At 40.6% G+C, this 24,144-nt stretch carries 17 protein-coding genes, 2 tRNA genes and 1 rRNA gene; 7 read left to right on the forward strand and 13 right to left on the reverse strand.

Annotation, left to right across the window (positions count from 1 at the left end):
• Positions 1-291: 291 nt before the first annotated feature.
• From H2677_RS14725 to H2677_RS14750, 6 genes are all read right to left on the reverse strand, one after another.
• Positions 292-367 (reverse strand) — tRNA-Ala (locus H2677_RS14725).
• A 70-nt stretch (positions 368-437) separates the two neighbouring features.
• Positions 438-514: transfer RNA gene (locus H2677_RS14730), tRNA-Ile, on the reverse strand.
• 59 nt (positions 515-573) lie between these two features.
• Positions 574-2,110 (reverse strand): 16S ribosomal RNA (locus H2677_RS14735).
• 718 nt (positions 2,111-2,828) lie between these two features.
• A complete protein-coding gene (locus H2677_RS14740) occupies positions 2,829-4,805 on the reverse strand; it encodes a BCCT family transporter (protein ID WP_212638827.1) in 1,977 nt (658 codons plus the stop codon).
• A 159-nt stretch (positions 4,806-4,964) separates the two neighbouring features.
• Positions 4,965-5,654 (reverse strand): ion channel, encoded by a 690-nt coding sequence (locus H2677_RS14745; protein WP_004956532.1) that lies wholly within the window; start codon positions 5,652-5,654, stop codon positions 4,965-4,967.
• A gap of 35 nt (positions 5,655-5,689) precedes the next feature.
• Complete coding sequence (locus H2677_RS14750) at positions 5,690-6,289, reverse strand: TetR/AcrR family transcriptional regulator (RefSeq protein ID WP_212638828.1); 600 nt, start codon at positions 6,287-6,289, stop codon at positions 5,690-5,692.
• A gap of 85 nt (positions 6,290-6,374) precedes the next feature.
• Here H2677_RS14750 and H2677_RS14755 point away from each other — a divergent pair, with 85 nt between their 5' ends.
• The gene (locus H2677_RS14755; RefSeq protein WP_212638829.1) at positions 6,375-7,580 is read left to right on the forward strand and encodes an oxygenase MpaB family protein; all 1,206 of its coding nucleotides are present in this window, start codon (positions 6,375-6,377) and stop codon (positions 7,578-7,580) included.
• Between the two features lie 52 nt (positions 7,581-7,632).
• Here H2677_RS14755 and H2677_RS14760 read toward each other — a convergent pair whose 3' ends face one another.
• On the reverse strand, positions 7,633-9,348 hold the full coding sequence (locus H2677_RS14760; RefSeq protein WP_004905491.1) for a cation acetate symporter: 1,716 nt from the start codon (positions 9,346-9,348) through the stop codon (positions 7,633-7,635).
• Position 9,349: 1 nt separating this feature from the next.
• Positions 9,350-9,682, reverse strand: coding sequence for a DUF485 domain-containing protein (locus tag H2677_RS14765; RefSeq protein WP_004905493.1), 333 nt, complete (start codon positions 9,680-9,682; stop codon positions 9,350-9,352).
• A 185-nt stretch (positions 9,683-9,867) separates the two neighbouring features.
• Between H2677_RS14765 and H2677_RS14770 the strand changes: the two genes are divergently transcribed.
• On the forward strand, positions 9,868-13,368 hold the full coding sequence (locus H2677_RS14770; RefSeq protein ID WP_212638830.1) for a hybrid sensor histidine kinase/response regulator: 3,501 nt from the start codon (positions 9,868-9,870) through the stop codon (positions 13,366-13,368).
• 345 nt (positions 13,369-13,713) lie between these two features.
• Positions 13,714-14,475, forward strand: coding sequence for a hypothetical protein (locus tag H2677_RS14775; protein WP_212638831.1), 762 nt, complete (start codon positions 13,714-13,716; stop codon positions 14,473-14,475).
• A gap of 46 nt (positions 14,476-14,521) precedes the next feature.
• On the opposite strand, the gene H2677_RS14780 is transcribed toward H2677_RS14775, so the two are convergent.
• The 3 genes from H2677_RS14780 to def form a co-directional block, all read right to left on the reverse strand.
• Positions 14,522-16,618 carry a TonB-dependent copper receptor gene (locus H2677_RS14780; RefSeq protein WP_212638832.1) on the reverse strand — a complete coding sequence of 699 codons (2,097 nt, stop codon included), beginning with the start codon at positions 16,616-16,618 and terminating at the stop codon, positions 14,522-14,524.
• A gap of 73 nt (positions 16,619-16,691) precedes the next feature.
• Positions 16,692-17,129, reverse strand: a complete 438-nt coding sequence (locus tag H2677_RS14785) for a DUF2946 family protein (RefSeq protein WP_212638833.1) — start codon at positions 17,127-17,129, stop codon at positions 16,692-16,694.
• Between the two features lie 21 nt (positions 17,130-17,150).
• Entirely contained in the window at positions 17,151-17,681 is a 531-nt protein-coding gene (gene def, locus H2677_RS14790; RefSeq protein ID WP_004905508.1) for a peptide deformylase, read from the reverse strand.
• A 120-nt stretch (positions 17,682-17,801) separates the two neighbouring features.
• Here def and H2677_RS14795 point away from each other — a divergent pair, with 120 nt between their 5' ends.
• From H2677_RS14795 to H2677_RS14805, 3 genes are read left to right on the forward strand one after another with little or no spacing between them, the layout of a single operon-like run.
• Positions 17,802-18,953, forward strand: coding sequence for a LysM peptidoglycan-binding domain-containing protein (locus tag H2677_RS14795; protein ID WP_004905510.1), 1,152 nt, complete (start codon positions 17,802-17,804; stop codon positions 18,951-18,953).
• Positions 18,954-18,962: 9 nt separating this feature from the next.
• Entirely contained in the window at positions 18,963-20,090 is a 1,128-nt protein-coding gene (gene dprA, locus H2677_RS14800; RefSeq protein ID WP_075695884.1) for a DNA-processing protein DprA, read from the forward strand.
• A 37-nt stretch (positions 20,091-20,127) separates the two neighbouring features.
• Complete coding sequence (locus tag H2677_RS14805) at positions 20,128-20,697, forward strand: Sua5/YciO/YrdC/YwlC family protein (protein WP_199956066.1); 570 nt, start codon at positions 20,128-20,130, stop codon at positions 20,695-20,697.
• 394 nt (positions 20,698-21,091) lie between these two features.
• Here the strand turns inward: H2677_RS14805 and H2677_RS14810 are convergent, their stop codons facing one another.
• Together H2677_RS14810 and H2677_RS14815 are read right to left on the reverse strand one after the other, a co-directional pair.
• The gene (locus H2677_RS14810) at positions 21,092-22,012 is read right to left on the reverse strand and encodes a DMT family transporter (protein ID WP_212638834.1); all 921 of its coding nucleotides are present in this window, start codon (positions 22,010-22,012) and stop codon (positions 21,092-21,094) included.
• Positions 22,013-22,115: 103 nt separating this feature from the next.
• Positions 22,116-22,781 carry a TetR/AcrR family transcriptional regulator gene (locus tag H2677_RS14815; protein ID WP_171495825.1) on the reverse strand — a complete coding sequence of 222 codons (666 nt, stop codon included), beginning with the start codon at positions 22,779-22,781 and terminating at the stop codon, positions 22,116-22,118.
• Between the two features lie 129 nt (positions 22,782-22,910).
• Here H2677_RS14815 and H2677_RS14820 point away from each other — a divergent pair, with 129 nt between their 5' ends.
• Positions 22,911-24,131, forward strand: a complete 1,221-nt coding sequence (locus tag H2677_RS14820) for an MFS transporter (RefSeq protein WP_212638835.1) — start codon at positions 22,911-22,913, stop codon at positions 24,129-24,131.
• Positions 24,132-24,144 lie beyond the last annotated feature (13 nt).

The raw sequence follows: 24,144 nt of genomic DNA on the forward strand, positions 1-24,144 counted from the left end.
ACCATACAGCTTCAATCTAAATTCATATACCAAAACGCTTGATTCAGTGTTTTTGCTAGTTCTCAATATGTTTAAATCAATCGAATTACTTCGATCAACTTAAATTCTTGAGTGAACAATTTATTTCAGACTCAATTTTCTAATCTGTTAATGATTAACTACCACCTCGTCGGTGCGTAGTAAACTGTGATAAATCACAGAGATTAATAAACCAAGATCAATTACTTAATCTTTTTATTCATTAAACTCTATAATCTATTTAGCTCAGAATTAAATATTTCATTTAATTCATGGTGGAGACTAGGAGAGTCGAACTCCTGACCTCCTGCGTGCAAAGCAGGCGCTCTACCAACTAAGCTAAGTCCCCAGCTTTAATCATAATGAACGACATATCTTTTCATCTAGCAGCTTGTGATTATTCATCACTTCGTCAGTAGTGGTGGGTCTGACAAGACTTGAACTTGTGACCCCACGCTTATCAAGCGTGTGCTCTAACCAACTGAGCTACAGACCCTCAGATACATCTTCGAAGAACAACTTGTTGTGGATTCTTACCGGTCACCAATCTTTCGTTAAGGAGGTGATCCAGCCGCAGGTTCCCCTACGGCTACCTTGTTACGACTTCACCCCAGTCATCGGCCACACCGTGGTAAGCGTCCTCCTTGCGGTTAGACTACCTACTTCTGGTGCAACAAACTCCCATGGTGTGACGGGCGGTGTGTACAAGGCCCGGGAACGTATTCACCGCGGCATTCTGATCCGCGATTACTAGCGATTCCGACTTCATGGAGTCGAGTTGCAGACTCCAATCCGGACTACGATCGGCTTTTTGAGATTAGCATCACATCGCTGTGTAGCAACCCTTTGTACCGACCATTGTAGCACGTGTGTAGCCCTGGCCGTAAGGGCCATGATGACTTGACGTCGTCCCCGCCTTCCTCCAGTTTGTCACTGGCAGTATCCTTAAAGTTCCCATCCGAAATGCTGGCAAGTAAGGAAAAGGGTTGCGCTCGTTGCGGGACTTAACCCAACATCTCACGACACGAGCTGACGACAGCCATGCAGCACCTGTATCTAGATTCCCGAAGGCACCAATCCATCTCTGGAAAGTTTCTAGTATGTCAAGGCCAGGTAAGGTTCTTCGCGTTGCATCGAATTAAACCACATGCTCCACCGCTTGTGCGGGCCCCCGTCAATTCATTTGAGTTTTAGTCTTGCGACCGTACTCCCCAGGCGGTCTACTTATCGCGTTAGCTGCGCCACTAAAGCCTCAAAGGCCCCAACGGCTAGTAGACATCGTTTACGGCATGGACTACCAGGGTATCTAATCCTGTTTGCTCCCCATGCTTTCGTACCTCAGCGTCAGTATTAGGCCAGATGGCTGCCTTCGCCATCGGTATTCCTCCAGATCTCTACGCATTTCACCGCTACACCTGGAATTCTACCATCCTCTCCCATACTCTAGCTTCCCAGTATCGAATGCAATTCCCAAGTTAAGCTCGGGGATTTCACATCCGACTTAAAAAGCCGCCTACGCACGCTTTACGCCCAGTAAATCCGATTAACGCTCGCACCCTCTGTATTACCGCGGCTGCTGGCACAGAGTTAGCCGGTGCTTATTCTGCGAGTAACGTCCACTATCCAAGAGTATTAGTCTCAGTAGCCTCCTCCTCGCTTAAAGTGCTTTACAACCATAAGGCCTTCTTCACACACGCGGCATGGCTGGATCAGGGTTCCCCCCATTGTCCAATATTCCCCACTGCTGCCTCCCGTAGGAGTCTGGGCCGTGTCTCAGTCCCAGTGTGGCGGATCATCCTCTCAGACCCGCTACAGATCGTCGCCTTGGTAGGCCTTTACCCCACCAACTAGCTAATCCGACTTAGGCTCATCTATTAGCGCAAGGTCCGAAGATCCCCTGCTTTCTCCCGTAGGACGTATGCGGTATTAGCATTCCTTTCGGAATGTTGTCCCCCACTAATAGGCAGATTCCTAAGCATTACTCACCCGTCCGCCGCTAAGATAAGGTGCAAGCACCTCATCTCCGCTCGACTTGCATGTGTTAAGCCTGCCGCCAGCGTTCAATCTGAGCCATGATCAAACTCTTCAGTTAAAATCATTTTGCACCTTAGTTAAGACAAGGTGCTAATTCTGGCTCATCAATTTTCTGACTAAAAATTCGCTCAAATAAACTTCGAGAAATTTCTACCATTCAATCAATGAAAATTATTTCGATCGATCAACCAGTAAAAATCCACACAAGTTGTTCTTCTATTCTCTTAATGATCTTCTCGATGATTCGTCATCATCAAGCTAGGTCGGCTATATTACTCTAAATTTCTTTAAAGTCAACAGGTAATTTAGATATTTTTAAAACTTATCAAACAACTCAAGAATCTAACCACTTTAGCCAAATCCTTGTTTCTCAACAAGTTTTTATCCGCATCACCGCCGATGGATGTGCATTCTACAGCATTTCAGGTCGCTTGCAAGCGATTTTAAAAATTTAATGATTTGGTTGTTTTATTTTTAAACTTTAACTTATCTAATTTACTGATTTATATAATTTAAAAATTATTAATTATAAGAAAAAAACGAATTCCACAAACCCAAGTCACTGTAATTTAATAATTTTATTAAAAATTTGTTTTAATTATCTACAGAAAACTAGCTCTATTTTTATATTTAGCCTGTATTTTAGACAACATCCTGAGTTAGAAAATATTTCTTAAAGTTCAATAATGCTCAAATTTAATTCATTCAAAATAAAATAACGGCTTCAATTACTTTGAAGCCGTTATTTTAATCTCTCAGAAAATTATTTTTGAGGGTTAGGAAGTTGTCGTTCGTACAATATTTAAGAAATAAAGATGTCGTTCATACTGATCAATAATGTCCTGAATTAAATCTTCTTGCGTCCAATCCATTACATCATAGTTTTGACCACCCTCTCGTAAAAACACTTCGGCTTGGAAATATGAAGAATCGTCGATCTCAGATCGACCGAGCATAAAACTCGGTGGAAGCGTTACATGTGATACGACTTTATAAATAAAGTTAATTTCATGCTGATGGTCAACATGTAGCTGCAAACCCTGTTCAGTCTCTCGAATGTCAACTTCTAAATGTCGACGTTTGAATTCTCGTTGAATGCTTTCAAAGGCTTTGCGAACATCATTTGCAATATAATTTTTCACCTCTTGTTCTGTATGTGGATAATGCATAATCAATCCTAAACGTTGCTGCCAACTTCGTGGGTTGTTGATTGCGCGTGGTGTGATACGTGCCTCTTGGATAGCTCGAGTTTTGGTTACATCCAAATTCAATGCTTTTAAAAGCCCCCAACTCATCAACAACATCACAATCGTAAAAGGCAATGCACTCATAATAATGGATGACTGTAATGCGGCTAGTCCACCGACGAGTAAAAGCGTAATCGCTAATAACGCCATCAAGACAGTCCAAAACAAACGTTGCCAAGTCGGTGAATTTTCGGTTTTTGAGGTGAGATAATCCGTCACCAATGCACCCGAATCAGCTGAGGTAACGAAAAAAAGTATCACTAAAAGCGTGGCAACAGAACTTAAAACTCCTGAGAATGGAAGATGATTTAAAAATTCGAATAATGCGACCGAAGAGTCTAACTGTACCGCCTGAATTAAATTGGTATTGCTTTCTTGCATGATGCTAAAAAGTGCCGCATTTCCTAAAAAGCCCATCCAAATAATAGTAAAGCCTGTAGGAATCAGTAATACACCAACAATAAACTCACGAATTGTTCGTCCTCTTGATACTCGTGCGATAAACATTCCCACGAATGGAGACCATGAAATCCACCATGCCCAATAAAGAATTGTCCATCCTCCAATCCAACCATTGGGTTGATAGGCATAAAGATTAAAAGTCATCGCAAATAAATTTGAGATGTAAGAACCTGTATTTTGAATCGTGGTCTGTAACAGATAGATACTCGGCCCTGCAATAAATACAAAAGCAAGAAGGGTTAAAGCGAGAATTAGATTTAATTCAGAAAGGCGTTTCACTCCTTTATCGAGTCCTAGAAAAACAGATAAAGATGCCAAAATACTGACAAATATAATAAGTCCAACTTGGATATTTGTACTTTGCTCTATCCCAAATAAATAATGCAAACCTGAATTAATTTGCGTTACCCCAAAACCCAATGAAGTCGCGACACCAAATACAGTTCCAATCGTTGCAAAAGTATCAATACTATCGCCCAAAGGGCCATAAATCCGTTCACCGATAATAGGATAAAGTGCTGAACGTGTTTTTAAAGGCAAATTATGTCGATACGCAAAATACGCTAGAGCTAAACCCACCAAGGCATAAATTGCCCATGCATGTAGTCCCCAATGAAAAAAGGTAATTCTTAATGCTTGTTGAGCTGAGGCGACACTTTCAGGATCACCACTCGGTGGACTGACATAGTGCATGACAGGTTCAGCCACACCAAAAAACATCAAACCAATCCCCATGCCTGCCGTAAATAGCATGGCAAACCACGAACCATTTTTATATTCAGGCTGGCTGTGATCAGGTCCGAGTTTGATTTTCCCACTGTCCGAACAGGCGATGTAAATCAGTAGAATAAGGAAAACGGCGACTGATAATACATAAAACCAACTAAACGAATCAGTGATCCACTGTTTCAGTTGTTGAGTTAAAAACTCAAACGAGCTTGGGGCAATTATCACAATTGCTAAGAAAATTGCGATAATAATGACTGTGCTAAAAAACACATTTGGATTCACATTCGCAAACTGCGAAGGAGTCTTGGAAGACATAATTCACCCATATTATTTTAATGATCATGACAGACCTATAGGTCAAATAAGACATTCACTTAATGTGAACAAAAGCGAGTTCAAAACAAGAAAAACTCAAACAAAAGTATATAAAACGTGAAAAATAACGCAGTTGTAATGCTGTAACAGGATTAAAGATTAATCTTGTGAATTTTTCGGTGCATGAGGAATATATTGCAGCGCAATTAATCTCGAAACAATCACTGCAAAATACATCACACCACCAAACATCTGTAGCATGGTTAATACTCTAGCGGCTGGACTGAGTGGCATAAGATCAGATAATCCTGTGGCTGATTGCAAACTAAAACTCAAAAAGAGTAGGTCTAGCCAACGTTGTAAGGCTTCAGGATGGTTTGGATTTTGAAAACTATTCGGCAAAATAATCTGACAAATACTATATAAAAAAGCGAATGCCCAAGCGATCAAAGTAAATACGGCACCAGCCGCAAATAATTCGTCTTTTGTGAGATAACGATCTGAAAACATATATCTTAGTAAACCATACGCTGCATAAAAATAGGCTAAGGCTTCAAAACTGTATGCAGTAATCTGTATTGTATGATTGTCAAAACCGACAAAGATCAAAATAGAAAATATAAATGCGCCACTGACAAAGAACAGTCCCCAAAATGCAAATACTGGGGTTTGTCGAATGACTTTTGCAATAATAAGTAAGGCTAAAACGCCTAATGACCATGTTAATGCACGATAGGCACTATCGTCATAAGTGATTGTGGCTAAAATTAATAAAGCCAATTGCACCAATAAGAGCCAAGCTGATGGCAACAATCTAAATCCATTCCAAAACTGTTTTATTGTTTGCATTGCTTTTCCATGTCCAAATTATTGTTTTTCTGAACTCATGATACGGCATCTAAATAAGAAATAATCATATTGGTGAGTTCTTGTTGTAAGCGTTGTTCTTCGATTAAAAACGTATTCTTACTGGCATAACGCATCATTGTAAATAATGTACTGTTAATAATCACAAAGGACTTATGTTTTAAAGTTTCAAAATCCCAATGCGGATAATAACGCCCAAATAAATGCATCCCAATTTCTAAAAAATGCTGTTCCAGAACTTGCGCTGCATCTGAATCACTATAAGCATGCCAGTTTTTTAAAATTTCGATGAAAAAACCTTGATCGGATTTTAGGGACTCAAAACCAAATGCAATACTCAATCTGATGATATCTTGAATCGAAGTCTGTTGTTGAAGCATCACCAGCTGTTTCAGTGCTTGTCCTAAATTTTCACTTTTTCTTAACAACAACTCGGCAACGATCTGGTCTTTATTTTCAAAGTATTGATAAATCGAACCAACACTTACACCTGATTTTTCTGAAATTTTTGGTGTTGTAAGTTGCAGAACCCCCTGTTCAGAAATGCATTTTTGCGTACCTTCCAAAATACTTTCAACGATCATTTTGGCGCGTTGTTGTTGTGGGCGTTTTCTCATCAAGAGGCTCTGTTGAAATGCGAATTGAATGCGAATAAATATTCATATTATGCTTTGATTAAATAACAATCAAAGGTGTTTTGCAATGCTAAGCATCCCTAAGCCAAGTCGTTTAGCTGCATTTGAAACTATGGTGCAGTCCAATTTAAAAACCAAAATCTTGGGTTATATGACCAATAAACATCTACAACCAAGCTATGCTGAATATTTACAACTCAATGAAGCGCTTCAAGCAGGTGATGAGCCGATGGATCAAGTGATGCGATGGGTATTACAAAATCCGAAACTTCATCGAAAATACTTTGAGACGGCGTTATATGAAGGTTTAGATAAACTGCCTCATGACGTTCCTGAACTGACACAATTTTTTAGCTTAGTTGAACGAAAACCCACTTGGTATGACCAAGTCAAAATAGATAAAGCTCTGCAATTCACTTATCGATTGGGAGCAAATAATGGTCTGATTCTGAGAGATCTCTCTTTAATGGCGGGCTATATGTATCCGGGTTTTAACCAACCGCTAATCCTCACAGGTGCATTAAAAAAACAAGCAGCTACGCGCCTTGCAGAAACCACAAAATGGTGGGTTGATATCACAGAGAAAGAGGGCTTTGAACGTTATAACAAGGGCTTTTGTTCCACAATTTATGTTCGTTTCATTCATTCTTTAGTACGGCATCAGCTACAAAAATCAGAAAAATGGGATGCTGAAACATGGGGCTTACCAATTAATCAATATGATCAAGCCATGACGAATATTGCCTTTAGTGGGGTGGTGCTATTAGGAATTCGAGCCTTAGGTATCTTTCCAAGTGCGGAGGAAGTCGACAGCTTTTTACACTTTTGGAAATATGCAGGTTGGTTGATGGGAATTGAGGAAAAATGGTTGGTGGATCAGGAATCTGAAGGATGGAAACTCATCTACTGGATGCAATTCGCACATCCAAAATCGGATGCAAGTAGTATTTCACTTGGCTCAAGTCTTTCCAAAGAACCTTTTGAACGAAAATATCGTTATTTACGCTCTTTTCAACAAAAATTGGCATATAAACAACACTTAGAACTGACTCAGTTCTTTGTAGGACGTAAGAAGATGAAATTGTTGGGCTTAACCCCTCAGTCAGCCTCTTGGTTTGCCTATTATTTGATTGGCCGAAACTTGGCACTTTACTCATGTGCTAAGCATATTCCACGATTGAATCAGTTTCTTGAACTTAATGGACGCCATCTGCAAAAACTTGGCTTGTCTCTTTATCGTAATCAAGCACAACAACTGGCCAGTATGCATTAGCAATTAAAAAGCCCTCAATAATGAGGGCTTTTTAATAAAGCGTAGAATCTACTTAGTGATCAGATGCACCTGAGATTCCAATACCTGTTTGTGAGCGAACAAACTGTGCGTCGAATGCTTTGCGTTCTTTTTGAGCACGTGCTGACTTGTCTGTTACAGAGAAGAACCAGCAGCATAAGAACGATAATGGCATAGCAAATAATGCAGGACCATTAAATGGGTTTGGTGCTGTTTCTGAGATCGCAAGCGTATCTACCCAAACTGCTTTTGATAAGATAATCAGAGTCACTGCACCAACTAAACCAACAACACCACCGATAACCGCACCACGAGTCGTTAAGCCTTTCCAGAACATTGATAAAACAAGGACTGGGAAGTTTGCACAACATGCTACAGAGAATGCTAAACCAACCATGAAGGCAACGTTTTGTTTCTCGAACAAAATCCCCAAGATCATTGCAAAGATTGCTAAGCCTAAAGTTGCAATTTTAGACATACGCAATTCTGATTGAGGAGTCGTTTTACCTTTTTTGAATACGTTTGCATAAAGGTCATGAGAAATTGCTGAAGCACCTGAGAGTGTCAAACCAGCAACAACCGCCAAGATTGTTGCGAAAGCCACTGCTGAGATGAAGCCCATGAATAGGTCACCACCCACAGCATCACTGAGGTGAACCGCAGCCATGTTGTTACCACCGACCAACTCTAATTTTCCTGTCATAGCAGCTTTTGCAACATCAAGGAATTGAGGGTTGTTTGCAACAAACAAGATTGCACCGAAACCAATGATGAAAGTTAAAAGATAGAAGTAACCAATAAAACCAGTTGCAACAACTACAGACTTACGAGCTTCTTTTGCATCTTTAACTGTGAAGAAACGCATTAAGATATGTGGTAAACCAGCAGTACCAAACATCAAAGCAAGACCTAATGACAGTGCATCAATTGGGTTTGCAGCGAGTTTGCCTGGCCCCATGATTTTTGCAGCTTCTTCCCAGCTCATACCATGCGCTTGGCTATAAACACCAATCGCTTGGTTAAACATATTCGTGAAACTAAATCCAACGGCTTTCATTACCATAAATGCCATGAAAGTCGCTCCACTGAGTAACATCACCGCTTTGATGATTTGTACCCAAGTGGTCGCCAACATACCACCGAAGATTACGTATGCCATCATCAGTAAGCCAACGATCACAACAGCGATGTTATAGTTCAGACCAAACAATAATTTGATTAACTGACCTGCACCCACCATTTGAGCAATCAAATAGAATGCAACAACAACCAATGAACTAAATGCGGCTAAGGTACGGACTGGCTTCTCATCTAAGCGGAAAGAAACCACGTCAGATAAATTGTATTTACCCAAGTTACGTAAACGCTCAGCCACTAAGAATAATACAATTGGCCAACCCACCATGAAACCAAGCGAGTAGAGTAAGCCATCAAAACCTGAACTGAAAACAAGTGCGGAAATACCCAAGAACGATGCTGCCGACATATAGTCACCCGCAATCGCCAAACCATTTTGGAAACCGCTGATACCACCGCCTGCCGTATAGAAATCACTAGCATTTGTTGTCTGTTTTGCTGCCCATTTAGTAATAAACAGCGTAAAACCCACGAAGATCATAAACATAATGATCGCGTGCCAGTTGGTTGCTTGCTGCTCTGCTGCTCCAAGGTCTGGTCCAGCGTAGGCGATTCCAGAACTCACCAAGCTTGTGAGAGCGAAGAGTTTCGCTTTTATTGACGTCCCTTTCATCTCAGTGCATTCCTTTTTCATGTGTGATCGCCTCAACTTCCTTGAGAGCCTCTTCATTTAGACGGTCTAATTTATTGTTGGCGATATATGAATACACACCACATAACAAAAAGGACAACACGATAATGCCCAAACCAAGAGGCATCCCCCATGTTGTTACACCACCGCTAAATGAACTTGCTAGAAATTCTTTGTTGTAGCCAACTAAAAGCATAAAGCCGACGTAGATAAACAACATAATTGCTGTTAATGTCCAACTTAAAGTACGCTTCTTGCTCACCATCTCTTGAAACTTTGGATTACGTAGAATTTGTTCTACCTGTGAATCATCCATAACCGACTCCTTATTTTTGTGTCCAACCATGGACCCCTTTTTCAAATGGGATTTTTCATAATTAAAGTTAACAAGATTATGCTTGACTCGTAACTTAGACTTTGGTCTCTAAATGCACATCTCAACTCATCATGCAAGCGAAGCATCGGGTATGATAAAAAATGGAATTTGAACACGTGGGCAATATGAACAGTTGGCTTATTATCGGGGTACTCGCCCTCTATATCGTGCTACTTTTCGGCTGTGCTTTCTTTGGTGAAAAACACGCTAGCCGCTTGAGTCCACGCGGTCGTATGCTGTTATTTAGCCTAACGCTCGGCGTGTATTGTTCATCTTGGACGTTTTATGGTGCTACAGGCGCTGCTGTTCGAGAAGGTGTTATTTTCCTCCCGATTTATCTGGGTCCTTTGCTATTTATTTGGTTTGGCTACGATATTTGGAAACGGTTGGGACGTATTCGCCAATACCATGCCATTTCATCTATTGCCGATTTTGTTGCTGCTCGTTACGGTAAAAGTGGAAGTTTGGCTGCACTCGTCACGATTTTAGCAGTCATTGCTATTGTTCCTTATTTGGCATTGCAATTACGTGCTATTGCACTCAGTGCATCGGTCATTCTAGAACAAAATGCACACGTCACTACGACAACAAACAGTGTGTTAATGCTGACAGCCCTTTTGGCTATTTTGGCAATGATTTTCGGAACACGACATATTGCACACACGGAACAGCATGGCGGTTTGATGCTGGCGGTTGCCTTTGAATCCTTTGTGAAATTATTCGCCCTCCTCTGTGTTGCAGGATTTTTCTTATTGCAATCGCCTGAAAATATTAAACAAGTCAGCAACGATGTCAGTCAACATTTTCATGACTTACAACAAGTTGGCGTTCCAGAAACCTTTTGGGTGCAAACGCTACTGGCTGGTTTAGCCATGATTTGTCTGCCTCGTCAGTTCCACGTTGCAGTGGTTGAGTTACGCGATGAAAAACATATCCGTGGTGCTCGACGTTGGTTTGCAGCGTATTTGATTTTGACCATCATCGCGATTATTCCTATCGCAAGTTGGGCATTACACTCATTGCCTGAATCATTGGGCACACCTGATATTGCGGTGCTCGCACTACCGCTCAGTTATCAACAAGAATGGCTTACATTACTGGCATTTCTAGGCGGATTTTCGGCTTCTACAGGAATGTTATTGGTTGCATCTGTGGCACTTTCAATCATGCTTAGTAATGATTTGATCATGCCTGCACTTTGGCGATTTAAGATCATTTCTCGTCAAGATCAACAACTGCCACGTGTTTTGAAATTAACTCGTCGGATCAGTATTGTCAGCGTCATGCTGCTCGGCTTTTTGTTTTTCCATTTTTTCAATGATATCAACCAACTATCAGTTTTTGGCTTACTCGCTTTTAGTGCAGTTGCACAATTTTCACCTGCTTTGATTGGTGGTTTGTACTGGCGAGGAGCTAGTCGTCAAGGAGTATACGCTGGACTGATTGTTGGCTTTGTGATGTGGAGCTATACACTGTTATTCCCAACAGTTTTACGTAGTCTTCCTGAGCATTATCAAAATTTTGCTCAACATTTATTGCTGTTTGGTCCTTTTGATATTAATAGCTTACGCCCAGAAGCATTATTAGGTTTTGAATCTTTTGTTCCATTAACACATGGTGTTTTATGGTCTTTAGGACTAAATATCGCCATGTATATTTGGGTTTCACGCTTGTACCGCCCAAGTATTGCTGAACAAATTCAGGCTGAAAGTTTCTTTTATTACGAAAGCAAACCTCTACCTTCAGCACAGACTTCAACAGATCTCAGTGATTTACATCAAAATGCCGCACGATTAAAAGTCGGTGACCTACTCGCTCTCGCGAAAAGAATTACAGGTGAAAAACCGACAATCCAAGCATTCCAGCAATTTTGTGAACAAAATCATGTGGTTTTAAATGAAAATCATGTCGCAAATGGGATGTGGTGGCGTTTTACTGAACAATATTTAGCGGGGATCATTGGTGCAGCTTCGGCACGAACATTATTGACCACTGCTTTGATCAATAATGGTTTAGCTTTAGGTCAAGTCGCCAATATCTTAGACCAAGCCTCACAATGGCAGCGTTTCAACCAAAACTTACTGATGACCATGATTGATCACATGACTCAAGGGGTAAGTGTGGTCGATAAAAATATGTGTTTAGTTGCATGGAACAATCAGTATCTGAAACTGTTTGATTACCCTAAAGATTTAGTTTATGTCGGCTGTCCAATTGCCGATCTTATTCGCTATAACGCTGAACGTGGTGAATGTGGTCCAGGACCAGTTGAGGAACATGTTCGTAAACGTATTCATTGGATGAAAGTTGGAAGTGCTCATGAATTTGAACGGATTCGTAAAGATGGTCTTGTGATTCAAATGCGTGGTAATCCAATCGAAGGTGGTGGTTTTGTCACGACTTTCGCAGATATTACGGCGTTCCGTGAAAATGAAGCTGTTTTAGAAGAAAGAGTCCGTGATCGTACCCGACAGCTTGCCGATGCATTGACAGAACAGCAGTTAGCACTTGAACAAGCCGATAAAGCCAATCAATCCAAAAGTCGATTCTTGGCTGCTGCAAGCCATGACTTATTGCAACCGATGCATGCGGCACGACTGTTTAGTACTGCACTTGAGCAAAGTATTGATAATCCAGATGATCAACTCACCCTTCAACAGCTAGACCGTGCACTCTATGGTGCAGAGAGTATGTTATCCGCACTTTTAGATATTGCTCGCCTCGAAGGTGGAACCATTCAACCGAAGCGCCAAGCATATTCATTACATGATTTGTTGAGTGATCTCGAATTGCAATTTAAATCCATCGCAGCTCAACGCAATATTCAACTCAAAGTGCATGACACTAAGTTTTGGGTAGACACTGATCCACAATGGATGCGACGAATAATCCAAAATTTTGTCAGCAATGCATTACGTTACACCGCTCAAGGTCGTGTTGTAGTGGGTGTGCTACGTTCAGCTCAACGTCCGAATCATATTCGAATCGGTGTGTGGGATACAGGACCTGGTATTAATGAACAACAACGCGTAAAACTTTTCCAAGAGTTTGAACGTTGTGGACATACTTCACCATGGGGTGAGCAAGGACTTGGTTTAGGTCTAGCGATTGTGCAACGTATGACGAGCTTACTAGATTTCCCTGTTCAAGTTTATTCTGAGTTGGGTAAAGGTTCTTGTTTTATGATTGAAGTACCTCTAGCAGAAGCTCCAAAAATCCAAGTCGCCTCACCACAAATGACCGCCTTACAACATACGGCTTATAAAGTTTTATGTTTGGATAATGATGAAACGATTTTGGAAGGTATGCGGACTTTACTCAGCAAATGGGGTTATCAAATCTTTACTGCCACTGAACCAGCAGAAGCATTAGAGCTGATCCAACATGAAGATATTCAGGTTTGGCTAATTGATCAACATTTAAATCATGATCAACGTGGACTCGATTTTATCGAACAGCATCGCCCTGCCCACATTCCTGTTGCACTCATCACTGCGGATTCTGACCCAGAGTTACCGCAAAAACTTAAACAACAGAATATCGTCTTACTGAAAAAACCACTAAAACCAGCAGGTCTGCGTTCGTGGCTTTCGGGATTAAAAATTATGCCGATGCACAAAAATTAAGTTAGAAGGATCAAACGCCCATTAATGATCAGCGACTAGCATAATATTTTTAGATATAGGCAGAAGTGATCAACAAAAAGCATTTTGGTTGCTAAAAAATTGACCAAAATGCTCAAACAGTAGTTGACTATGGCAAAATAAACCACTTACATTAGTGAACGTTTGTACACTTACTTACAATTATATATATCATTGATTTTAAATAATTTTATAACATAAAAATCCATATCTACAACTTTAGTCGTATTCTACTTGCTTTTTAAATCACGCATAAATTGATCAAATTGCAAGAAACCAATGCATCAATCCTTTGGTTTCTTACTCTCGCCAAAAAGGACATTGATCATGAATAGCAATACAGCCACTTCAGAACATACCGCATTACAATTTTATCGCCAATATAGTGCAAATGCGCTACTTCCAGAACTTGACTGGCAACAAATTTTCGAACAAAGCAAGCTCAGTGAACTACACACTCGTGCATTAAATACACTATATCAAGCGGCTGTTCCTCTCGCGCTAAAAGTGTTTCACGATCTGAATTTTGATGTTTTTGCACCAGCTGCATATCATCCGCAAGGTTTAGGGCTTTTTGATAAATTAGCTCAGCAAGAAGAGAATCTAGTTAAAGCCTTGGAAAATGAATCTGCACATCTAGATCACGATACACGCCATCAAATGTGGAGCATGCTACTTCGTGGTGGTGCAGTTCTCGTCTTTAAAGCATGGTTAGGGCACGTTAAAACAGGCACACATCAACTCGATAAATCACAATTTGATGAATTGACCGATTTACTGTTTATCAAAACACGTCCTTTAGAGCTTGCACAACGACTCAAAGTCGATACGAATGCAGACTTAGACCATGTATTCCTGATGTATGAAAATGACGTATTTTTAGATCATTTTAATAGCTTAGAAACTGCTGCTTTATTTGTAGATTTAGGAGTTTACGATGCAGCATTCTTAAGTTTAAGAGATGATCGCGTTGCAGAATATCTCAAAGCTAAAGGCTATGTGACCCAAGAACAAATTGATGACCTACAATGTGCTTTAAATCCGTTGTACTGCGATAGTTTGATGCCAAAACAAGATTGCTTGGCTTAACTACAAAATAAAACAAGGTGGAATTCCCACCTTGTTTTGTTATTCCTTAGAACTTCATACTCATACGCATCCAATAATTACGTCCAATATTATTGAATTGCTCACTGGCTGCATAACCGAACATCGAAGCGCCTGCTTTATTTAAATGCTCGGTGTAAGCCTTATCTAAAAGGTTATCAACGCCTACCGAAACATCGACTGCATCGGTCAATTGATATGTTCCATTGATCGCCAAGGTATTAAACGCTTTACTTTCATTCATATCATAACCAACCACATTCCCTTCATTGAGACTAATACGATCTTGTTCTGCAACGGCACGCCATAACAATCCTAGACTATATTTTTCATCCACATAACGAAGATTCATACGCGCTTCAAAAGGCGCTATCTGTGGCAAAGCACGATCATCTGACCTATTTTCACCCCACGCATACATTGCTGAAATATCTGCTTGGAAATGATCATTAAATTGATAACCTACCCCAGCCTCTGCCCCAGCAATTGTGGCATCAACATTACGTGCAAGTGGTTTTCTTTTATCTGGTGTATTGTATTCAAGTAGGATGAAATCTTTGATTAATCCAGCATAAACTGATGCCCAAGTACTCCATGCACCATGCTCTGCTTGCAAACCGAGATCCAATTGTGCTGTGCGCTCATTGTTCAGGTTGTCTAGATTATCCACCATTTTATATGTGGTTTTACCCATCATATCTGTGGAACCTACACCATGATCTGTCGTGGTGCTATACAACTCCCAAAAGTCAGGTGTACGTTCCACATATCCCAAACCTAGATAAGTCTTTAAACCATGTTCTGGGAGACTCTTTTCCAAGCGTACAAAACCACTTGGTACAGTATCTTTACGATTTTTAGCATTTTGCAGATTGTCTATTTTGACTTGATCGACACGTGCTCCTGCTACGACTTTTTGATCTTGATCAATCGCATAAGTCCACTCACTAAATGCACCATAAGATTGAAACTTCAAGTCTTCCGCATAAGGCATGTTCATCTTCGGCATGGCATACATCATCATATCGCCACCATGCTTATTCTGTTGCGTGTCTACACCCGAAATCACGCTAAATTTATCCCAATCGGTTGTTACTGCTAGACGTGTATTTAAGGTACGACGATCAACACGCATCGACATTTTGTTCGGTACAGTCATCTCCATACCGTGCATTTTCATCGTGGTCATCGGAGGTGTGCGTAGACTAAAATTATCCATCACATGATCGTTATAACTGTAATCAATCTGTGCTTGAATCTTCTTAATCACCTCAGTGATATTCTTTTGTTCCGCATGCAAAGCTAAACTTTCGCGTTTAAATTGCGAACCATCCATAGTACGACCTGCATATGCCGCTTCGCCATCTGCTTTACCCGCACGAAACTCTAGCCAAGAATCTTCTGAAGGCTTCCAGCCTAAGGCAAGATCGGCATTCCAGCGTTCCCAATTTGAATGAACCGTCTGACCATCACCATCTTGATAATCATTTGAGACAGAACGATTAGCATTTAATCGCGCATATTTGCTCTCATCCCCAATCGCAGCCTCTACATTATGATCGAGTCTCCCATATGAACCGATCAAGACGCTCGCTTGTCCACGATAAGGCTGATCTTTGCTCAAGTTCTCTGGTTGGCGCTCAAAAATCACCGTTGCTGCAGAGCCAGGCGTTGCGTATTGAACAGTTTGTGGACCTTTCACTACCGTAATTTTGTCAAAACTTTCAGGCTGAATATATGAAGTCGGGGCATCCATTCGTTGTGGACAAGCACCTAAACTCTCACTTCCATCCACAAGCATTTTTATCCGAGAACCAAACATTCCTCTAAATGTAACATCACCATTCGTTCCGCCATTTTTGATGGCGCTAAAGCCTAAGATGCTTTGCAAATAATCAGCACCATCAGTTGCTGGTACAGGTTGTATGGGTTGTTTAGGATCAGCTTCAATGACTAAACCATTATTTTGGTTCGGTTGTTGAGCAGTCACAACAATAGGTGCAAGCTTTGCTTCAACACGTTGCTGAGTCGATAAATCTTCAGAATTTGCCCAAAGTAAGCTCGAATTTGAGGCAGCAAGAATCGCAACCGTTAAGGGTTGTAATAAAAATTTAGGCTGTGCCATGAGATGTCTTCTCTTAAAACATAAATAAAACGGGCTTAGAGTTCATACAAACCCTAAGAAAAAGTGCTTTGATTTATGCGAAAACAGGTGGGGCTCGCCCTTGTGGCAATAGAAAAAGTCGTTGTAGCGCAAAATAAACATGATGAAATGTTTGCTGAAATGTGACTAAACGTACTTGAACACGAACTAAAATTTCTTTGACACCAACATCAGGCGGCAACACTAAATTGGCATATACCGTACAGTACTGACATTGATGATTGGGATCGTGATGATCGTGCGAAGATGTAGATGCGGGTGCTTGTTCGAGTTGATGTGAATGATGATGAGCATGATGCTGTGATTGACTTTGCTCAGCTTGTACCTGAGGTAACAGTAAAGCTTTGGTAATCGTTTCACAGACTGGTGCGATTTGATATTGCTTCGGCAGTAGAGGCTGCAAAAAGACCGCAATCTGCAAACAGACTGCGGTAAATGCGAATAATAAACCACTGCGAAACAATAATGGCATCACGAAAAACCAACGATGAGCTTAGCGCTTCACGGCAACTTTCTCTTTTTCACGCTGGCGTACTACTTTCTCAACCTTTTCACGTGCACGCTGACGTTTTAATGGCGATAAATAATCAACAAAAAGTTTGCCATTTAAGTGATCCATTTCATGTTGGATACAAACTGCGAGAAGTTCGTCAGCTTCTAACTCAAATGCTTGACCATCAAGGTTAATTGCTTCAATTTTTACACGTGACGGACGCTCAACTTTGTCGTATATTTGAGGCACAGAGAGACAGCCTTCTTCGTACGGCTGAGTCTCTTGAGTCAGTGGAGTGACTTTGGGGTTAATGAACACCATCGGTTGATTTTTCTCTTCAGAAAGGTCCATGACAATAAGCTGAATATGATGATCAACCTGAGTTGCCGCTAAACCTATACCCGGTGCCTCGTACATGGTTTCTAACATATCTGCTGCAAGCTGACGAATATCATCAGTGACTTCTTCGACTGGCTTAGCAATGGTACGAAGACGGGGATCAGGAAAACTTAAAATAGGTAATAAGGCCATACTGTTCCTCATTTATGCCATTGATCAGAAAACCAACTGAAGGGAATGCTTGATCAAAAAATTGTGTGTAAAGTCGTTATTATAGCGCAACTACACACATAATTTTTAGGAATTATGATAATGAAAAAGGTTTTAAACGGCATACACTCATTTCATGCCTTGGGGTTAAAAAAACAACTGATTGCTGTTGCCATCTGTGCAGGATTAGGCATGACGGTAAATATAACGCATGCAGCAAGCCCTAATGTTAGCCCACCCTCTGTCAAAGCTGGGGCACCACATGTCTATGTAGTGAAAAAAGGCGATACCCTTTGGGATATCTCAGGCAAGTTTTTAAGTAAACCATGGCGCTGGCCAGAAATTTGGGCAAGCAATAAACACGTTAAGAATCCTCACTGGATTTATCCAGGTGACCGCTTACTACTCTGTAGTTTGAATGGCAAACCGTTAATCGGTAAAGATGAAGGTGACGGCTGTGACGGTATTATTCGTCGTTATACAGGTGGTGGAACAACTTTACGTCCGCAAGTACGTATCGAAGCATTGAACAATAGTGTGCCAGTTATTCCATTGGCTCATATTCAACAATGGTTAGAACGTAGTTCAGTATTACCAGCGGATGCAATTGCGAATACCCCTTATATCTTAGGCACAGCTGACAATCGCGTGCTTGCAGGCAAAGGACAAAGTGTTTACGTCCGTGGTCAAGGTCTAGAAAATGGTCAGCGTTATGGCGTTTACCGTGAAGGTGAACCTTACATCGTTGTCGATGAGCAAGGCAAAAAGCAAAACCTAGGTGTTGAATTACTTCAAGTCGCATCTGGTGTTGCTGTGCGCAATGAAAACGACATTACTACGGTTGAACTCACTGATAGCTATAACGGCGAAGTTCGTCGTGGTGATCGCGTGATGCTTGAACAAGAGGCAATGTTACCAACCTTGTTCTATCCTATCGATGCAAAACAAGTACGCGATGGCGGTAAAGTGATTCGTGTATTAGGATCGATTGGTACAGCCGCAAAAAATGGTGTTGTCACTGTTGATCGTGGTACTGCTGATGGCGTTGAAATTGGTCAAGTCTTTAGCACCTACCAAGAGGGTGAGATCGTACAAGATCCAAAAACTAAAGAGAAAGTTAAATTACCTGGACAATATGTGGGTAGCTTGATGATCTTCAAGAGTTTTGATCGTATCAGCTATGCCTACGTTTTAGAAAGTGAACTACCAATCAAGGTCGGTTCAAACATCCAACCACCACGCTTGGATGACTAAGAACAAACTATGTTGAATCAATTATCACCCCGCCACTACCATACCGTGTTGGTGTGGTATTTGGTTCAACATTCCCTATCCAGCTTTCACAAAATTCTGAAACATTTTGGGAGTTGTGAACAAGCAACACAAAGCCACCGATTCTCTGAGTGGTATCAACTCGGTTTACATGCAAACCATCTAAAACGTTTAGAAGAATTTCAAAGTACACAAGGTCAAAAACAATTTGAACAGATAGTTCAACTGATTTTGAAGCACTGTGACTTTATCGTGACGCCACACGATATTGACTATCCCAAACAACTCATACCTTATGCAGACCATCCACCCATATTATTTGGTCAAGGTCATCTTCAAGCTTTACTGCAACCGCAAATTGCATTAGTGGGGAGCCGCAAACCTAGTCCACATGGTCGCCAAGTGGCTTATGATTTTGCTTATTACCTTAGTGAGAAAGGATTTTATATTACCAGTGGTCTTGCACATGGGATTGATGAAGCTGCTCATCGCGGTGGCTTAGCACATCATCGAAGTATCGCTGTCACAGGTACTGGGTTAGATACCGTTTATCCCACTCAAAATAAACCATTGGCACAACAAATTGCTCAATCAGGTGCCATCATCACAGAGTTTCTTCCTACGACACTCCCATTACAACAACATTTTCCACGACGAAATCGGATTGTTAGTGGCTTAAGTTTAGGTGTCTTAGTGGTTGAAGCAGCACTAAAAAGTGGATCGTTGATTACGGCGAATGAAGCAGCCAATCAAGGTAAAATGGTATTTGCTATCCCTGGTCATATTTACAGTGAATACCATCAAGGCTGTCATCAACTTATTCGTGAAGGGGCTGTTTTGGTCGATCATCCTGAACAGATTATTGAAGATTTAGCATTACCTACACATTGGCAGACCCAACAACACACTAAAGATGCTGTAGAACAGCACTCAACACTTCCACCACATTTGATTAGCTTGTATCAGAATTTAGATTGGATTGGACAGGATTTAGATTTACTCAGCCAACGCTATCCAGCACCGATCTCTGAAATCACATCTCAATTAATGGAATTAGAGTTACTAGGTTTGTGCATACAACAAGGTGGTCGCTATTTACGTTGTCGTCCAATCCATTAAACTATAGCCAATCTTTTCTGTTAGTACCTACCTAGACATGATTACAAACTCGATTGCTGAAGCCGCTGATTGTCTAAAACAAGGACAAGTCCTCGCCTATCCAACAGAAGCCGTTTGGGGTTTGGGCTGTGATCCTTTTAATCAACAAGCATTTCAAGACATTCTTGAGTTAAAACATCGTCCAGTTGAAAAAGGCGTGATTTTATTAGCTGGGCATCTAGAACAAGTAGAACATCTACTACAGAACCTAGAATCCAACCTCCGCAACCAAGTGATTGCCAGTTGGTCAAATCGTCAAGAGACCGAACGTGCCACAACATGGCTACTTCCAGCCGATCAACACATCCCGACTTGGATTAAAGGACAACACTCTTTGGTTGCTGTTCGTGTAACAACACATCCTTTGTGTGTAGAGCTATGTGATTCATTTGGTGGATTTATCGTATCGACAAGCGCAAATCCTGCAGGCTTAACTCCAGCAAAAAGTTTAGAAGAAGCACAAGCTTATTTTGGTTCATCTCTGCATTATCTAGATGGTAAATTAGGCTTGAGCCAAGAACCAAGTCGTATTCTAAATGCACTAACAGGTGAAGTGATTCGCGCTTAATTACATGAATAGCAGATAAAAAAAAGCTCAGTTATATAGGGATAACTGAGCATAAAAAGGATGTGTATCATCACATCCAGAGGGTTCGCAAATTTGGTAAGCAACTCATTCATTCTAAAACGAATCATCTTGCTGTGTTGAGTATTATGGATCAATCATTCATCTTATACAAATATATTATTTATCTAACAAAAAAAGTGAAAAGCGTACCTTTTTTGTCAGTTTTAAAGATCCAATAAAAATATATTTTTATTTTTATTGATCTTTTTCAGAATCACAAATGAGGCACTCCTTTAAAATATATTTGTAAATCATATAGAAAGAATAAACAGTTAATAAAAAAATTACGTTCGTTTGTTGCTCTTTTAAGCAAAACTATCTCATTTATGCACAACTAAGTCGCCGTTTCCAACTGTGATTGAACAACTTTTTTTGTCTTTTTTTGGGCCAAAATAATCCCTATGAGAATCGTTATGCCGCCAACCGAGTGATAAATTGTCCATTGTTCGGCCAACCAAACACTGGCTATCACTGCCGTAAATACAGGCATAAGATTCATAAAAATACTGGTTCGATTTGGGCCAATCGCTTGTACTGCTACCATCCATAACAAGGGAGCAATCAAAGATGGAAACATACCAGCATAAAGCACACTCATGGCATTCTCTGCATCAATCGCATCCAAGCCTAAATATAATAAAAATGGGACGTGATATAACAATGCAAACCCTATTTGGACATATAAACTGGTCATCAAGGGTAACTGGACTTGCCATTTTTTGAGAAACACCCCATAAAATGCATAGAATCCTACCGCAATCACCATGACAGCATCTCCCCAATGCCCACCTTGAGCAAACAAACTAGAAAGCTGACCTTGGCTCATCACATAGATCAATCCAGCAAAGGACAATAAACTACCAAAGATCGCAAAACGATTAGGTTTATCCTTTAAAATCAAATATGAAATAAATATAGTAAAAATGGGAACAAATGCATTGACGATGCCCATATTGGTCGCCGTCGTATAATGTGCCGCGGTATATGAGAGACCTTGATATAACACCATACCAAAAGCACTTAGCACAGCTAAACGTCCAATCAAAGGTCGAATCAAAGCACGTTGTTGCCAAACTTTGGGTAGCCTGAATGGCGTCAGGATAATAAAAGCGACAAACCACCGATAAAAACTAATACTGGCAGGTGAAATATAATCTGCAACATAACGAGTCACCGCAATGTTCAATGACCAAATGAAAACAGCAATGAGAGGTAAGATAAACACCCATTTTTGATATTTGCTTAGCTGACCCATCCACTTTCCCGCATTTTCTAAGTAATGCGAATATTCTGAAAGATGTCTAAATCAATTTAAATATCGTATTTCAGACATTTATATCGCTGTTTAGACATCAAATTTAGAATAAATCCCAGCTACGCATTGCGTGTTCAACCACCTTATGCAGTTGTTGAACCGTTGCACCATCTCGTGCTTGCACAGTCAATCCTTGTAAGACTGTTGCATAGAAATCTGCTATCTCTTGTAGAGAGGTAGACTGAGCAATGTCACCATTTTCTACACCCTGTTTTAAACGCTCAAGCATTTTTTGTTTGGTCTTCAGGCGCTTTTCAAGAATAGTATGCTGCACTGTCTGCGCATGATCAGAACAATTCATGGTAGCAACGACAAGCATGCAACCTGTAGGTTTATTGGGTTGAACCAAACGTTGTACATTGTCATAAAGAAATAATTCAAATGCGACTTTGGCAGTTTTCGCCTCTAAGAAAATCGCTTCAATTGGACATGCTTCATGAGCCAAATAGTAGTCGATACACTTATAAAAAAGTCCCACCTTATCACCAAAGCTACTGTATAAACTTGGTGCAGTTAACCCTAAAGCTTGAGTTAAATCACTCATCGATGTCGCTTCAAAGCCATGTTCCCAAAACAATAGCATTGCTTTTTGTAAGGCTTGTTGTTCATCAAAACACTTTGGGCGACCACGTTTCTTTTTAAGGCTATTATCACAAGGCATTAGGTGAGATTCATGCGTATCTTTCATAAAAGCCACAGATATTTTCATAACGATCATTATTAAATTAATTGACGCATCTATTTTTATCAACTATTTTTATTTTCTAACGATCGTTATAAAAATTTAACCAGTATTCAAAATTTTATTGTTACGCATCTAACAATAAAGGAATTTTATATGGAAAACTCTTACTCTCCCGAATCTAATGGCGCATCATCTACGAAAAATCAAGGGAGTTGGTATGCGATTCTCGCAGTCGCGATCGGCGCTTTTGCACTGGTGACCAGTGAATTTCTCCCCGTAGGTGTACTCAACAGTGTTGCAGCTGATTTGAATATTTCTATTGGCACAGCGGGTTTGATTATCACTCTACCAGGCGTCATGGCAGCATTTGCAGCACCCCTTCTCCCGATATCAGTGAAACAACTAGATCGTCGTTATGTCTTAATTCTACTGACTGCGATCATGGTGATAGCAAATACCATTACTGCATTTGCTGAGAGTTTTAATATCCTCTTACTGAGCAGGTTAGTATTAGGAATTGCAATTGGAGGCTTTTGGGCAACAGCAATTGCTTTGAGTGGCAAACTTGCTCCTGCTCATCTGCCCATCGCTAAGGCAACCGCAGTCGTCATGGCAGGTGTAACCTTTGCAACGGTATTAGGCGTTCCTATAGGCACATGGCTCAGCGAGTTCTACGGATGGCGGAGCGCATTTGGAATAACGGCAGCGATTGGCTTAATAGTCCTCTTATTACAAATCATCTTCTTACCCAAATTAAATCCTGAATCCGCTATTCACCTGCGTGATCTTCCTGCGCTGTTAAGAATACCCAAAGCACGTAGTGGCATGTTGATTGTACTCTTAATTGGTTTAGCACATTTCTGTGCCTATAGTTATTTAGCCCCTTTCTTTAAAAATATCGCAGGTTTTGATGGCACCACCATTAGTTCTCTCCTGTTACTTTATGGAATTGCTGGTGTGTTTGGGAATGCATTCGCAGGTTATAGTGGCAATTTAAATGTTCGCTATACGCTTGCTTTTGTGGGGTTCTGCTTTGCAGTTGTGTTCTTTGGCTTCCCAATATTTGCAGTGCATGAACTGGGTGCTGTCATCCTCACCGCACTTTGGGGTTTTGCCTTTGGAGCTTTTCCTACTTCCGCGAATATTTGGATGTTTGTTCATGCACCCAATGCTGTTGAAAAAGGAATGCCTCTATTTGTTGGCATGTTCCAAGTCATGATTGCTGTTGGCTCATTATTAGGTGGTTATGTCGTTGATCACTTCAATGAAAATATCTTAATTTATGGTGTAATTAGCTTTGTAGCTTTAGCCTTGATCAGCATTTTTACTTTAGCCAAAGGCTTAAATAATCCCAAAGTCACTTGTGAAAATTAAAAGTTGAGAATCC

This window comes from Acinetobacter junii (genome assembly GCF_018336855.1).
GTDB lineage: Bacteria > Pseudomonadota > Gammaproteobacteria > Pseudomonadales > Moraxellaceae > Acinetobacter > Acinetobacter junii.

Bases quoted from the DNA above. Each gene is read 5' to 3' on its own strand.
- H2677_RS14745 (WP_004956532.1), bottom strand. From the start codon at position 5,654: ATGCAAACAATAAAACAGTTTTGGAATGGATTTAGATTGTTGCCATCA.
- H2677_RS14805 (WP_199956066.1), top strand. From the start codon at position 20,128: ATGATTACAAACTCGATTGCTGAAGCCGCTGATTGTCTAAAACAAGGA.
- H2677_RS14765 (WP_004905493.1), bottom strand. From the start codon at position 9,682: ATGGATGATTCACAGGTAGAACAAATTCTACGTAATCCAAAGTTTCAA.
- H2677_RS14780 (WP_212638832.1), bottom strand. From the start codon at position 16,618: ATGGCACAGCCTAAATTTTTATTACAACCCTTAACGGTTGCGATTCTT.
- H2677_RS14810 (WP_212638834.1), bottom strand. From the start codon at position 22,012: ATGGGTCAGCTAAGCAAATATCAAAAATGGGTGTTTATCTTACCTCTC.
- H2677_RS14785 (WP_212638833.1), bottom strand. From the start codon at position 17,129: ATGCCATTATTGTTTCGCAGTGGTTTATTATTCGCATTTACCGCAGTC.
- H2677_RS14740 (WP_212638827.1), bottom strand. From the start codon at position 4,805: ATGTCTTCCAAGACTCCTTCGCAGTTTGCGAATGTGAATCCAAATGTG.
- H2677_RS14770 (WP_212638830.1), top strand. From the start codon at position 9,868: ATGAACAGTTGGCTTATTATCGGGGTACTCGCCCTCTATATCGTGCTA.
- H2677_RS14750 (WP_212638828.1), bottom strand. From the start codon at position 6,289: ATGAGAAAACGCCCACAACAACAACGCGCCAAAATGATCGTTGAAAGT.
- dprA (WP_075695884.1), top strand. From the start codon at position 18,963: ATGTTGAATCAATTATCACCCCGCCACTACCATACCGTGTTGGTGTGG.
- H2677_RS14775 (WP_212638831.1), top strand. From the start codon at position 13,714: ATGAATAGCAATACAGCCACTTCAGAACATACCGCATTACAATTTTAT.
- H2677_RS14820 (WP_212638835.1), top strand. From the start codon at position 22,911: ATGGAAAACTCTTACTCTCCCGAATCTAATGGCGCATCATCTACGAAA.
- H2677_RS14795 (WP_004905510.1), top strand. From the start codon at position 17,802: ATGAAAAAGGTTTTAAACGGCATACACTCATTTCATGCCTTGGGGTTA.
- H2677_RS14760 (WP_004905491.1), bottom strand. From the start codon at position 9,348: ATGAAAGGGACGTCAATAAAAGCGAAACTCTTCGCTCTCACAAGCTTG.
- H2677_RS14815 (WP_171495825.1), bottom strand. From the start codon at position 22,781: ATGAAAATATCTGTGGCTTTTATGAAAGATACGCATGAATCTCACCTA.
- H2677_RS14755 (WP_212638829.1), top strand. From the start codon at position 6,375: ATGCTAAGCATCCCTAAGCCAAGTCGTTTAGCTGCATTTGAAACTATG.
- def (WP_004905508.1), bottom strand. From the start codon at position 17,681: ATGGCCTTATTACCTATTTTAAGTTTTCCTGATCCCCGTCTTCGTACC.